The 14,371-nt window shown below is 37.2% G+C and carries 8 protein-coding genes and 1 pseudogene; 6 read left to right on the top strand and 3 right to left on the bottom strand.

The window, feature by feature from the left end; all coding sequences use genetic code 11:
• Positions 1-853: 853 nt before the first annotated feature.
• From dnaK to ACFIN0_RS00450, 4 genes are all read left to right on the top strand, one after another.
• Entirely contained in the window at positions 854-2,746 is a 1,893-nt protein-coding gene (dnaK, locus tag ACFIN0_RS00465; RefSeq protein ID WP_375610012.1) for a molecular chaperone DnaK, read from the top strand.
• Between the two features lie 158 nt (positions 2,747-2,904).
• Positions 2,905-4,047, top strand: a complete 1,143-nt coding sequence (dnaJ, locus tag ACFIN0_RS00460) for a molecular chaperone DnaJ (RefSeq protein ID WP_375701721.1) — start codon at positions 2,905-2,907, stop codon at positions 4,045-4,047.
• Positions 4,048-5,935: 1,888 nt separating this feature from the next.
• A complete protein-coding gene (argB, locus tag ACFIN0_RS00455; protein ID WP_375606149.1) occupies positions 5,936-6,841 on the top strand; it encodes an acetylglutamate kinase in 906 nt (301 codons plus the stop codon).
• A 32-nt stretch (positions 6,842-6,873) separates the two neighbouring features.
• Entirely contained in the window at positions 6,874-7,788 is a 915-nt protein-coding gene (locus ACFIN0_RS00450) for a DMT family transporter (protein ID WP_375606150.1), read from the top strand.
• A gap of 1,014 nt (positions 7,789-8,802) precedes the next feature.
• Here ACFIN0_RS00450 and ACFIN0_RS00445 read toward each other — a convergent pair.
• Positions 8,803-8,946 (bottom strand): annotated as a pseudogene (locus tag ACFIN0_RS00445) (integrase); the annotation flags it as partial.
• Positions 8,947-9,393: 447 nt separating this feature from the next.
• On the opposite strand from ACFIN0_RS00445, the gene lepA reads away from it, so the two are divergent.
• Complete coding sequence (gene lepA / locus ACFIN0_RS00440) at positions 9,394-11,199, top strand: translation elongation factor 4 (protein WP_375610054.1); 1,806 nt, start codon at positions 9,394-9,396, stop codon at positions 11,197-11,199.
• A gap of 576 nt (positions 11,200-11,775) precedes the next feature.
• Here the strand turns inward: lepA and dapD are convergent.
• Entirely contained in the window at positions 11,776-12,624 is an 849-nt protein-coding gene (gene dapD / locus ACFIN0_RS00435; RefSeq protein WP_375610013.1) for a 2,3,4,5-tetrahydropyridine-2,6-dicarboxylate N-succinyltransferase, read from the bottom strand.
• Positions 12,625-12,730: 106 nt separating this feature from the next.
• Between dapD and ACFIN0_RS00430 the strand changes: the two genes are divergently transcribed.
• Positions 12,731-13,594 (top strand): LOG family protein, encoded by an 864-nt coding sequence (locus ACFIN0_RS00430; RefSeq protein ID WP_375701682.1) that lies wholly within the window; start codon positions 12,731-12,733, stop codon positions 13,592-13,594.
• Between the two features lie 32 nt (positions 13,595-13,626).
• Here the strand turns inward: ACFIN0_RS00430 and truA are convergent, their stop codons facing one another.
• The gene (gene truA, locus ACFIN0_RS00425; protein ID WP_375610014.1) at positions 13,627-14,370 is read right to left on the bottom strand and encodes a tRNA pseudouridine(38-40) synthase TruA; all 744 of its coding nucleotides are present in this window, start codon (positions 14,368-14,370) and stop codon (positions 13,627-13,629) included.
• Position 14,371: the final 1 nt, after the last annotated feature.

Here is a 14,371-nt window from a genome sequence, read left to right as displayed (position 1 = left end):
AAAATCATAGAATTCTTGAAATTTAAAAGAAGACAGTAAGATTTACAATGACAACACACCTCTTAACGCTTCCGTGTTCATCTCATAAATAGTATTTGCAAATGGTATAAAATCTATGATGCACTACTATTTTACTTAATGAAGATATAATACAGAACAATCATTAACCACTTTACCAATTTTTAATATTATGACAGCTTTTGGCATTTTAAAGCGTTTATACAGAGGTATTTTTATATATTTTCAAAGTTCAAAATTATACAGTTAAGAAAAAACGCTTTAGGTGAATTTAAAGCACAGATTTCAAATAGCCGCAAACACTGAGACCGTTAGAGGGAGAATTTTTGAAAGGAGATTGATAGATAATACCTTTACTGATATGAGCATTAGATATGATGACTATTTTAGTCCAAGAAAAATCTATAATATTTGTGATATAAATTATTCGCCTTTTAAAAAGCTTTTACGTGAGTACGATTTTATCAATGATGAGAAGATCAAGAGCGAGAGTGCAATCATTCTTTTATTTTTTAATTTTTATAGAAAGATATATTTTTTGAGAATTGCAAGAAAAATATATTATGCTCTCAAGTCTCTCATAAATATGGTATTTATGGGTCATTAGAGTGCCTATTTTAAAATAAATTTTTTATTTTGGAGATGTTTCTCTCATTATTCTCTTGTAGCAATAAAAGCCTGTTCTTATATACGAGGCAGCAAGGCTTGTTGCGACTTGCAGTTTATTATTATTTATGTTGCTTGAAGCAATATACGGGCTTTAGGTGTTATGAGGAGCTATCTTAAAAAGATGCTTTATGAAGGTTGAGGTAGCTTGCTGAATGGAGATTATAATATGGCAAAAGTAATTGGTATTGATTTGGGGACAACGAACTCTTGTGTGGCTGTTATGGATGGCAAAAATGCAAAAGTTATTGAAAACTCAGAAGGAGCGCGAACAACACCTTCCGTTGTTGCCTTTACTGATGGGGGGGAGCGGCTTGTTGGGCAACCTGCTAAACGGCAGGCGGTGACAAATCCTGAAGGGACAGTTTTTGCAGTTAAACGTTTGATAGGGCGCCGTTTTGATGACCCTATGGTTGAAAAAGATAAAGCGCTTGTTCCTTATAAAATTGTTAAAGGTGACAATGGTGATGCATGGGTTGAAGAGGCGGGAAAGAAATATTCTCCGTCACAAATTTCAGCTATGATTTTGCAAAAGATGAAGGAAACAGCAGAATCTTATCTTGGTGAAAAAGTTGAACAAGCCGTTATTACGGTTCCTGCTTATTTTAATGATGCGCAACGTCAAGCCACGAAAGATGCAGGTAAAATTGCTGGACTTGAAGTTTTACGGATTATTAATGAGCCAACTGCTGCTGCTTTAGCTTATGGTTTGGACAAAAAGGACGGAAAAACAATTGCTGTTTACGACCTTGGTGGTGGTACATTTGATATTTCAGTCCTTGAAATTGGAGATGGCGTTTTTGAGGTTAAGTCAACCAATGGGGATACATTTTTAGGGGGTGAAGACTTTGACATGCGCTTGGTCGGTTATTTTGCCGATGAATTCAAAAAAGAGCAAGGAATTGATCTGAAAAATGATAAACTGGCTTTACAGCGCTTAAAAGAAGCAGCAGAAAAAGCAAAGATTGAGCTTTCTTCGTCACAGCAAACAGAAGTTAATTTACCATTTATCACGGCAGATCAATCAGGTCCCAAGCACTTAACAATGAAATTGACTCGGGCAAAATTTGAATCTCTCGTTGACGATTTAGTGCAGCGTACCATCGAACCTTGTAAAGCTGCGTTGAAAGATGCTGGATTAAAGGCTGGTGAGATTGACGAAGTTGTTTTAGTGGGTGGTATGACACGTATGCCTAAGATTCAGCAAGTTGTGCAGAACTTCTTTGGTAAGGATCCACACAAAGGCGTTAACCCTGATGAAGTGGTTGCAATGGGCGCTGCCATCCAAGGAGGTGTATTGCAAGGCGATGTCAAAGACGTATTGCTGCTAGATGTAACACCTTTATCTTTGGGTATTGAAACCTTGGGTGGGGTTTTTACACGCCTTATTGAGCGCAATACCACTATCCCGACGAAAAAATCGCAAGTTTTTTCGACAGCTGATGATAACCAGAGTGCTGTAACGATTCGTGTTTTCCAAGGTGAACGGGAAATGGCAAGTGATAATAAGTTATTGGCTCAATTTGATCTTGTTGGTATTCCTCCAGCACCACGTGGTATACCTCAAATTGAAGTTACTTTTGATATCGATGCGAATGGTATTGTTAATGTTTCGGCCAAGGATAAGGGAACAGGGAAAGAGCATCAAATTCGTATTCAGGCATCAGGCGGTTTAAGTGATGCTGATATTGAAAAAATGGTAAAGGATGCAGAAGAGCACGCGGCTGAGGATAAAAAACGCCGTGAAGGTGTTGAAGCTAGAAATCAAGCGGAGGCTCTTATTCATTCAACTGAAAAGTCGCTCAATGAATATGGCGATAAAGTATCAGCTGAAGAAAAGGGACAGATTGAAACAGCAATCTCTGATTTGAAATCTGCGCTTGAAGGCAGTGATACGGAAGAGATAGCAACAAAGATGCAAAAATTAGCAGAAGTCAGTATGAAACTTGGACAGGCTATGTATGAAGCTTCACAAGCAGCGAGCGCGGACACTGAAACAGAAACAAAGAATGATGATGTTGTCGATGCTGATTTTGAAGAAGTTAATGATAAGAAGAAATAGTGTCAGCGTATGTGTTGATTAATTTATAAACCCGGCCTTTGAAATATAAGGCTGGGCTTTATTATTTGAGATAAGTTGCAACTTTGTTGCTAAAAATATAAATTAAAAGCAATATTATCCATAAAGTTGGATGACAGAAAAATTATCAGGAATACATGATGAAGGTTGACTATTATGAAATTCTTGGCGTGACTCGCGAATGTGATGATAAAAAGTTGAAATCTGCTTTTCGTAAGTTGGCAATGCAATATCATCCTGATCGCAACGCGGGGGATAAAGAGGCAGAGCGAAAATTCAAAGAAATTGGCGAAGCCTATGAAGTTCTTAAAGATCCCCAGAAGCGTGCTGCTTATGATCGATTTGGCCATGCAGCCTTTGAAAATAGCGGTGGTCAAGGGGGAGCAAATCCCTTTAGTGGTTTTGCTGCTGGTGGTGGATTTGCGGATATTTTCGAAGACTTTTTTGGTGAGATTATGGGAGGGACCCACCGTAAGCGTGGTGATAGTCGCGAACGTGGTGCAGATTTGAGTTATAATATGGAAGTGACTTTAGAAGAGGCATTTTCAGGAAAAACTGCAGAAATTAATATTCCCAGTTCCGTTACGTGTGATGTTTGTGAAGGATCAGGAGCGAGAAAGGGCTCTAAGCCACAAGTTTGTGGAACATGCCATGGATCTGGACGTGTGCGTGCTGCGCAAGGTTTCTTTTCTATTGAGCGGACATGTCCTACATGTCATGGACGGGGTGAAACTATTACCGATCCGTGCCCCAAATGTCAGGGGACACGGCGTATAGAGAAAAAACGTTCATTGAGCGTAAATGTTCCAGCTGGTATTGAAGATGGAACGCGTATTCGCCTTTCTGGTGAGGGTGATGCTGGTATTCGTGGTGGCCCCAATGGTGATCTTTATATTTTTCTTTCCATTAAACCGCATGAGTTTTTTCAGCGAGAAGGAGCAGATCTTCACTGTCGCGTTCCTATTTCAATGGTAACAGCTGCTTTAGGAGGAGAGTTTGAAGTTTCCGACCTTGATGGTGTTAAAGCACGTGTTAAGATCCCAGAAGGAACACAAAATGGACGTCAATTCCGCCTTAGAGGCAAAGGTATGCCCATGTTGCGCCGTCAGCAAGCAAGGGGTGATCTTTACATCCATATCACGATTGAGACACCGCAGAAATTAACGCAAGAACAACGTGAATTGTTGCGAAAATTTGAAAAGCTCTCAAATCATGAAAATTCACCGCAATCACATGGTTTTTTTTCACGGATGAAAGAATTTTTTGAAAATATTTCTGGTTAAAATATGTGAATGTTCTCAGAATAATTAGAGAGAACTGTGGGAAAGTTATTTTCATTAAGTGTTCTATTGTCTCATTATCTTTGAAAAGCATTTTTTTCTTTAAAAAGAAAAGAGAGAGACAGCTAATTTAGGATAAACTCCTGCTGCTGATAGTTTTTATATTTCATGAGTTTTATGGATAAGTCTTATTTTTGAATGTCTATGACATTTTAAAAAGGGCTTATCCATATAAGAACGCAATTGAGTGATTGATAATAAATATTGCCGGTGTCATGATGGCTGTCTTTATGCATTCAGTATTTTTTGTATTTATTTTTTCACTCAAAATTTCTTTTTAAAGGCTCTATAAATAAAACTATAAAATAGTTAGCAGCTTGCCAAGAAACGCTAAATAAGCTGTTAGGCAACCCATCTTTTCAAATAAAGTATCAACTTCTTATAACCGATTTTATTTCTGGCATTTTCATAGCCTTAAACCACTGCTTTCCTTAAAATACGGGTTATTCTTATTCAAAATAACTTTTACATGCCTTATCTCAGCTTTTAGCAGTAATCATGTCTTTTTAGATTGTGGATTTGGTTTTGTATTTTAATAAAGCGCTTACTTTTGCTGTTATCTGTAAATCAATTCAGATCTCATAGAGCACTATGTTTGAGATAAATGGATAAATATTAAGGCAGTTCAGTATGTTCTTTACTGTTGCAACTTTTTTTATGTCGGAGTGAAACAAGAGTATTGTATATATCTGTTTAAGTAATTTTTGCAACGAGGATATAGCTAAAGTTGAGGAGAATATAAAAGCATAAAAGTAGAAAATTCAAGCTTTGCCACCTCTTTTTCACTTAGCTTTGCGCCTTTCAGAAATATTCAAAGTAGTATTTAATAATGGAATACATAGTCCCTCACGCTTTTGTTTTCGCGATCTTTAATAGAGGTAAATCTCTTACGCCCATACAGAAGATCATTGTGTTACAAATCTATACGCTTATTTTGAAGAAACATTTCCTAATGGATGTACCCCGATTGCATGCGATGGTGCTTGAAAGGGTATAAAACTTCATTGTACACCACTCTTTTTACGCTCATGTATGCGTAAGTTGACACTATCATTCCTCGTTTCAAACATTGCTGCATCTTTTGCTATTGAGAGCATTAATAAGAGGTATTTTAAGCTTTCTATAGTATTTATAATACCAAGTTCATTTGTAACGTACAAGCCAACGGTTTTTATTGATTTGAAATGTGAGAGTTAAAATGACAAAATATTCTTATATTCAGACTTCTTATTTAGGGTTTTACGCTATAAATATATAAAATTATTATTATAAATCAACGTATTATAATTCTTCATAAAGGGATATTTAATTGACATTTTCTCATGTTTAATGATTGAAAAAAGTCAAATTTTAAAAACCAAAGTTATAGTCTCCGGTCGAACTTCGTTTGACAATTTCATTAAAGAAAAATTGAGATAGGTTACTAAAGCGGTTGAGTGGTTTCTTATCTTGGCGATAGGTTAATTTTATTATGATAAGAAAATTTTGCTTTTATCTTATAAAATCAATGGTTGTATATATTTCTATTCATTGTTAAGTATCCATAGGTATAAATTAATGAATTGAATATAGGGCGTCGCTTAAAAAATTTTCAAAATTTTGCTTTTCAATTTTATACATAAGATCATAAAGTAATGACGTTTTTTGACACCTATTTTGTTTAATTTTTTACGGTCAATTTTTAAAGGATATTTTTTGTGTTTCATCTTCGTAAATTAAAAGAAAATTGACGATTTTCAGGGGGATGGATAGAGTAAAGCTTGGTTTTATTGTTTTCACTTTTCCTAAGTTTCATTAAGAGATGGTAAAAAGTGATGAGGAGGCTCTATTGATGGATGATGCTAAAAACGATGATGTAGATGTTTTGGAAAAACAAGCAGCATTTTTATCGTCTGCTTTACCTTATATGCAAAAATATGAAAATGAAACGGTCGTGGTAAAATATGGCGGCCATGCTATGGGTGATCCCGCTTTGGGACGAGCATTTGCGCGTGATATTGCTCTATTAAAGCAATCAGGGATTAATCCTATTGTTGTTCATGGTGGTGGACCTCAAATTGCTAAAATTTTAATGAAAATGGGGATTGAATCACGATTTGAAAACGGTTTACGGGTAACCGATGAACGGATTGTTGAAGTTGTTGAAATGGTTTTAGCGGGATCCATAAACAAAGAAATTGTTGCTCTCATCAACGCTGAGGGTGAATGGGCAATAGGATTATGCGGCAAGGATGGCAATATGGTTTTTGCCGAAAAGGCTTATAAAACTGTCATTGATCCTGATTCTCATATTGAACGTGTTTTAGATTTGGGGTTTGTTGGTGAGCCTATTGAAGTTGATCGCACATTGCTAGATCTCTTAGCGTGTTCTGAAATGATACCAGTTCTTGCTCCTGTGGCTCCAGGACGCGATGGTAAAACTTACAATATTAATGCTGATATTTTTGCTGGAGCTATTGCTGGTGCATTAGAGGCTAAACGCCTTTTATTTCTCACTGATGTTCCTGGTGTTTTGGATAAACAGGGTAAACTTTTAAAAGAATTGACAGTTTCTGAAGCTGAGAAACTTATCAAAAATGGAACAATTTCAGGAGGCATGATCCCAAAAGTAGAGACTTGTATAAAAGCCCTTCAAAATGGTGTGGAAGGTGTTGTCATTTTAAACGGTAAAACCCCTCATCCTGTTTTACTAGAACTGTTTACCGAACAGGGAATTGGAACGCTTATTGTTTCATAAATTGTGCGGAAAATTGAAGGAGAAGGCTTTTCATGAAAAGTATAAAACAGTTTAAATATCCTTTATTAAGTAAACCAGAATTGGCACTATTTGCTGCGACAATATTGTGGGGCATTACATTTTTAGTCATTCACATTGCGGTACGCTATAGCGGTCCTCTATTTTTTGTTGGATTTCGTTTTATTGTTGCATCTCTTATATGTGGGGCAATTTTTTGGCGCTCTATAAAAAGGATAACTGTTTATGAAGTTTTTGCTGGGATGGCGATTGGTTTAGCCATGTTTTTGGGGTATGCTTTTCAAGCTGCTGGACTTCAAACGATTATTAGTAGTCAGTCGGCTTTTATCACAGCGCTTTATGTACCGATGGTTCCAATCTTGCAATGGATTGTGTTTAAAAAACCTCCCCGTTTAGCATGTTGGATTGGTATTGTTTTCGCTTTTATTGGGCTTGTATTCATTTCAGGACAAAAGCCTGGAAGTTTTGATTTTTCAAAAGGTGAAATTTTGACTTTGTTAGGTGCATTAGCGATTGCTGGAGAAGTCATACTCATCGGAATTTTTGCGAACAAGGTTGATAGTCGGCGTGTAACCATTATTCAGTTATTTTTTAGTGGTTTTTTTTCATTTGCTTGTATGCCTTTGATGGGTGAAAGCATTCCTGAATTTTCGTGGGTGTGGTTTAATATTGGTATAGGATTGGCATTAATGAGTGCCATCATTCAATTAGCTATGAATTGGGCACAAAAGTCTATTTCCCCTACGCGTGCGACACTCATTTACGCAGGTGAACCGGTATGGGCTGGTATTGTTGGGCGTTTGGCTGGAGAACGTTTATCTCCCTTAGCTTTATTGGGCGGTTTGCTTATTCTTATTGGGATCATTGTGGCTGAATTACAACCTTCACAATGGCGTAAAAAAAATAAAGCAATTAAAAAAATTGATTAGCTATACATTTTTTTATTATGATTTTATTGCACGAGATTTTTGCTTGTAGAGTTTTCATTTTTAAAGTTTTTTTAATATTAAGATGATTAAGAATTCTATAAATTATTCCAGCTTTTGCATGCCAAATTGGAGCAAGAGTATGCTTCTATCTGTTTTCTAACCTCTGAAAAGGAAAAACAAACTTCATTGAGCTAAGCATTAAGTTGTAAAAGTGAAAATTAATACGCATCTTTACGATCATTTTTAAATTCGGCTTTAACAACTTTCAAAAACATCTACGGTAATATTTTTGAATAATGAAAACTATGCACTGTCGCACGTTATTCCTTTTGTTCTTTAACTCCCATGCAAAATAGAAACGCTCAAAGCAGGCCCCATAATGGTGTACATTAACGCACTTTTTTAAAAGACATATTTTTTCAATGGATGTTGTACCCATTGATGGTCCATGTGAAATGTATAAAGGCCATGAAATATCACCATTTTTACTTAAAATAAAAAGTTAAAGTTAATAGCATTATTTTCTTTATCAATTCCCATTACGACAAGTTTTGGTACTTGAAAGAGTTTATTAAGAGGTATTTTACTCATTCCTTAAACGGCTTTATCCACACACCAGTCCTGTTTGTCCAGTTCTGTTTGTAATGTGTAAAAAATTTGACTAATTTACTATAAGCAAGCTTAAGATGAAAAAGGCTCGCGATATTCAGGGTTTTCATTTAAATTGCAAAACAATAAATAGTCATTATAAATCAAAGCACTAATAAATTAATAGAAGAGATTTGATGTTTTTTTATCTTTAATGAAAGAAGAAAGGCGTTATATAAAAGGGCATAAAAACTTTACTCAATAAAGCCTATTTCTAAAGTTTTAAACATTGAGAAGAAAATTATCTCTCTCAATATCCATTTTATTTTATAAGATTGCTGAAAAAAACAGATTATTGCGTACAAATAAAAAAGCATTTCTTGCGAATTTTATTGCAAGCCTTAGTGATATACGCATCCATAATTGCGTTGCATATTCACGGGCTTGTTTTAAAGAAACATCTCTTAATGCTCTCAACTCCCATTTCGCGACGGTGCCTATAATAGTATAACGGTAAATCCATTGAGCACCTCCATCTTTACGCTTATGAAAAAGTAAGTCGGCACCATCACACTATTTGCCAGCTCGTGGGTGTTGCCGACAGCTCTTGCATTAAAACGGGTTCATAAGAGCCATTTTTAGTTCTTTCTTATATAAATTTTATCCACACACTTATGCCGCTTGTAATGTGCAAGCAAGTGATTTTAATTGATTCAAGAGATACAGATTTGAAATGAGAGAATCTTACGGTACTCAAGGTTCTAATTCAATATAAATAATGCTAAATTATATTTATAAATTAATATCTTATTATATAATGTCAGCATATGAGTTATCAAACAAGATGTGAAAAGATCATTTTAGCACCCTTGGATTTAATTTAGCAAACAAAAGCCTCATTTTTTAGTCTATGAAAAGTTGTGTTTTGAGAAGCTTTTTAGGTTTATATTCTTTTGATAGAAGCCGGAGCATAATTGGTCTTTGCGTTTTGTATTATTCTTTGCTAAATCGCCTTATATGACAATAGATCGTAATTATATTCGTAATTTTTCCATCGTGGCGCATATTGATCACGGCAAATCCACTTTAGCTGATCGTTTGATTCAAATAACAGGTGGGCTTGAAACACGTGAGATGAAAGAACAAGTACTCGATTCCATGGATATTGAGCGTGAACGTGGAATTACTATTAAAGCACAAACGGTACGTTTACACTATAAGGCAAAGAATGGTGAAACCTATATTTTAAATCTTATGGATACACCAGGTCATGTGGATTTTGCTTATGAGGTTTCGCGTTCACTGGCAGCTTGTGAAGGTTCTCTGTTGGTGGTGGATGCAAGCCAAGGCGTAGAGGCGCAGACGTTAGCAAATGTTTATCAAGCCATTGATAATTCCCATGAGTTGGTTGTTGTTCTCAATAAAGTTGATCTTCCAGCAGCAGAACCTGAGCGAGTTAAAGAACAAATTGAAGATGTGATAGGCATTGATACATCTCAAGCAGTAGAAATATCAGCAAAAACAGGTTTGGGTGTTCCTGATGTTTTGGAGGCAATTGTTGCACAATTACCACCTCCACATACAGGCGATGTTGCAAATCCCTTGAAAGCAATGTTGGTTGATAGCTGGTATGACGCATATCTTGGTGTCATTGTTTTGGTACGGGTGATAGATGGTATTTTAAAAAAAGGCCAAACCATTCGTATGATGGGTACAGGAGCAAAATATCCAGTTGAGCGCGTTGGGGTTTTTACACCTAAAATGGTACAAGTTGATGAATTAGGACCAGGTGAGATTGGTTTTATCACTGCTTCTATCAAAGAGGTAGCAGATACACGGGTTGGGGATACGATTACTGAAGAGCGTCGTCCTTGTGAAAATGCTTTGCCTGGTTTTAAGCCGGCGCAACCGGTTGTCTTTTGTGGACTTTTTCCAATTGATGCTGCCGATTTTGATGATTTGCGTGCAGCCATGGGCAAATTACGCTTAAATGATGCGAGTTTTTCTTTTGAAATGGAAACATCCGCGGCTTTGGGTTTTGGTTTTCGCTGTGGCTTTTTGGGGCTTCTGCATCTTGAAATTATTCAAGAGCGGTTAGAGCGTGAGTTTAATTTGGATTTAATTGCGACAGCACCTTCGGTTGTTTATCGCATGAATATGAATGATGGTTCTGTTAAAGAGTTGCACAATCCAGCAGATATGCCGGATGTGGTTAAAATTTCTTCCATAGAAGAACCATGGATTCGGGCGACAATCATGACTCCTGATAATTATCTTGGGTCAATTTTAGAACTATGCCAAGAGCGGCGCGGGGTACAGGTTGGTTTGTCCTATGTTGGAACTCGTGCTATGGTAACGTATGATTTACCACTGAATGAAGTTGTTTTTGATTTTTATGATCGGCTAAAATCGATTTCAAAGGGTTATGCTTCTTTTGATTATCAAATGACAGATTATGCAGAAGGTGATTTAGTTAAAATGTCTATTTTGGTAAATGGAGAGTCTATAGATGCATTGTCTATGCTTGTGCACCGCACGATTGCAGAAAAGCGCGGGCGTTCCATGTGTGAAAAACTGAAAGATCTTATTCCTCAGCATATGTTTCAGATTCCAGTTCAAGCGGCTATTGGTGGTAAGGTTATAGCGCGCGAAACAATTCGTGCTTTGCGTAAAGATGTAACAGCGAAATGTTATGGGGGTGATGTTACGCGTAAGCGCAAACTTTTGGAAAAGCAAAAAGAAGGCAAAAAGCGGATGCGCCAATTTGGAAAAGTAGAAATTCCACAATCGGCCTTTATCCAAGCGCTCAAAATGAATAAATAATGGAAAAAGGAATATTTTCTCTCATTGGTTGCGCTTTTGCTTTTGTCGATTGGTTCAGGTGCTTAAAGAACACTTTTAAATAGAATCGCACTGTGCTTCATGTTTTTGTGTATTGCGAATGGTGTCACTTTCTCATGTAAAACAGAATGCTTTAAACAAAATACATTTGTTGTATTGCACGTTTGTGCACTTGTTTCAAAGAAACATCTCTCAATACATCAAACTTCATTTCACAACGGGGGCTGCAACAAAATATAATGTGAAATTCATTGTAAATTACATGAAACCCATTTGGCGCCACATCTTTATGCGTCAGAAAGGTGCAAAGCGCACCCATCATACTCTTTTTCAGCTCAAAATATTATGATAGCTCTTGGCGATAGAGAGAATTCATTAAAGGTATTTCACTCTTTTCTTGAAGTGTTTCTTACCCACACACCAACAGCATTTGTGACGAGCAAGGAAATGATAGTGATTGATTTACTATGAAAGGATTTGAAATGAGAGAATCCTTGTATTCGAGGTTATTATTCAAGTTAAAAAACGAAAAAATATTATTATGCATTAATCTTGTGTCTAAGAACGTAAAAGATCATTAATGGATGTTTTTTCTCGTGTTTTTTGATCAACGCGTTTTACAATAACAGCACAATAAAGGTTTGGGCCTGCTTCACCATTTGGTAAAGGTTTTCCGGGGAGAGAACCCGGTACAACCACTGAATAGGCTGGTACTTCACCAATAAAAATTTCACCTGTTGTACGATCAATAATCTTTGTTGATTTTCCAATAAAGACTCCCATTCCTAAAACAGCGCCTTCACGAATAATACAGCCTTCAACAATTTCAGAGCGTGCACCGATAAAGCAGTGATCTTCAATGATTGTTGGATTTGCTTGCAGGGGTTCCAAAACACCTCCAATACCAACACCGCCAGAAAGATGAACATGTTTACCAATTTGTGCACAAGAACCAACGGTGGTCCATGTATCAACCATTGTTCCTTCATCGATAAAGGCGCCGAGATTGACAAAGGATGGCATCAATATAACATTGGGTGCAATGTAAGCAGAATGACGTACAATGGCTCCAGGAACGGAACGGAAATCAGCACTTTTAAAATCTGCCTCTTGCCAACCAGAGAATTTTGAAGGAACTTTATCCCACCAATGTGTTCCATTTACACCACCGGCAATAATTTGCATAGGGTTAAGCCGAAAAGAGAGCAAAACAGCTTTTTTCAACCATTGATGAACATGCCATTGTCCGTTTTTTTGCCGTTCTGCGACGCGAATTGCACCTTTATCGAGAAGATTCAATGCGTGTTCGACACTCTCACGAATTTCACCTTTTGTGGTAGTATCAATAGAATCACGATCATCAAATGCTTTTTCGATAATGATTTCAAGTTGTGTGAGATTGATCATGAACATAGTTCCGTTAAACAAGTTGAAAGCTTCAAGATTTATTCTCTATGACTTACGCGAAGAAATGTTTTCAGTCAATAAAACGATGAGGAAGTAGGACAGGTGCATGAAAAAAGGCTGTAAAGAAAAAATAAAAGCAGAGCAAGAAAACTGGACACCACTTCTCCATACGAAGGATGCTCTACAACAAATACATAAAGTCTCTAATTCAGCACAGGTGCGTTCGTCTACTTATCGTTTAGCCTATATCGATCAAGAGTTTATGATACGTCCAGAGCTGCGCTCACAACGTATTGGTCTTGAATTTTTAAAGCCGGAAATAACTCTTAAAGAATATAATATTCAATCGACAGTTGTTTTGTTTGGTGGTGCGCGCATTCCTGAACCTAGGCAAGCTGCGTGGGCAGCAAAAAATGAAACACAAAAGAAAAATTTGCGTGCTATGTCACATTATTACGATGAAGCAAGAGAGTTTGCGCGTTTGTGCTCACTTTATTCTGCTACGACAGAATATCGTGAATTTGTGGTTGTTACGGGGGGCGGACCAGGGATCATGGAGGCGGGAAATCGTGGTGCTTGTGATGTTGGGGCTCCAACAATTGGCTTGAATATTATTTTACCGCATGAGCAAGAGCCTAATTCATATGTTTCGCCGCATTTGTGTTTTAATTTTCACTATTTAGGGATGCGAAAAATGCATTTTTTATTACGAGCGAAAGCATTAGCCATTTTTCCTGGAGGATTTGGGACTCTGGATGAACTGTTTGAGACGTTAACTTTAGTACAGACGGGGCGTATGAAACAGGTACCAATTTTATTGTTTGGCAAAGAATTTTGGAGCAATGCTATCAACTTTGAGTATCTATCTGCACAAGGTACGATCTCTCCCAGTGATGTTAATTTTGTGAAATTTGTCAATACAGCAGCAGAAGCGTTTGAAGAAATTCGTTCTTTTTATATGCTGCCTTAACAGTTTTTGAGGCGTTAACGCTTGAAGGATCATTAATATTCTACTTTGGTTAAATAAAGTCCTGAGGGGGGGGCAACAACACCACAGCGTTTGCGATCTTTAGCGTGAAGAGCTGCTTCAAGATCTTGTGTTGTCCAACGTCCAATACCCACTTCCATGAGGCTTCCTGCGAATGAACGGATTTGATGATGAAGAAAAGAACGAGCTTGTGCATAAAGGAAGATTTCCTCTCCTTCTCTTTGAACATCAAGGCGTTCAAGGGTACGAATAGGGCTTTTGGCTTGGCAATGTGCTGAACGGAAAGTTGTAAAATCATGTTGTCCAACAAGCTTTTGCGCAGCTTCATGCATAGCTTCAGCATTAAGAGGTTTTGGTATCCACCATACGCGTTTGGCATTTAGAGCTGGTGGAGAGCGGCGATTGAGAATTTTAAAAAGATAATGGCGCTTTACAGCGGAAAATCGTGCATCAAAGTCATCAGGGACATTTTGTACGTTTAGGATTGAAATCGCTTCTCCCTGTTTACGTAAAAGAGCATTGAGTGCGTCACGCACAGTATGGGGGGGCCAGTTTTTTTCAAAATCAACATGGGCAACTTGTCCCGTGGCATGCACCCCTGCATCCGTTCGTCCTGCTGTTGTTATGGTCAATTGTTGTCCACTGAAGTAAAAAATCGCTTGTTCAAGAGCTCCTTGTATCGTGTGAAGCTCCACTTGACGCTGCCAACCAGCATAATTTGAACCATCGTATTCAAGAGTGAGTTTAAAACGTGGCATA

Origin of the sequence: Bartonella sp. AA89HNZF (assembly GCF_042196905.1) — a bacterium.
Lineage (GTDB): Bacteria > Pseudomonadota > Alphaproteobacteria > Rhizobiales > Rhizobiaceae > Bartonella.
The sequence above is the reverse complement of the archived record's forward strand: the minus strand, read 5'-3'. Positions and strand labels throughout refer to the sequence as shown.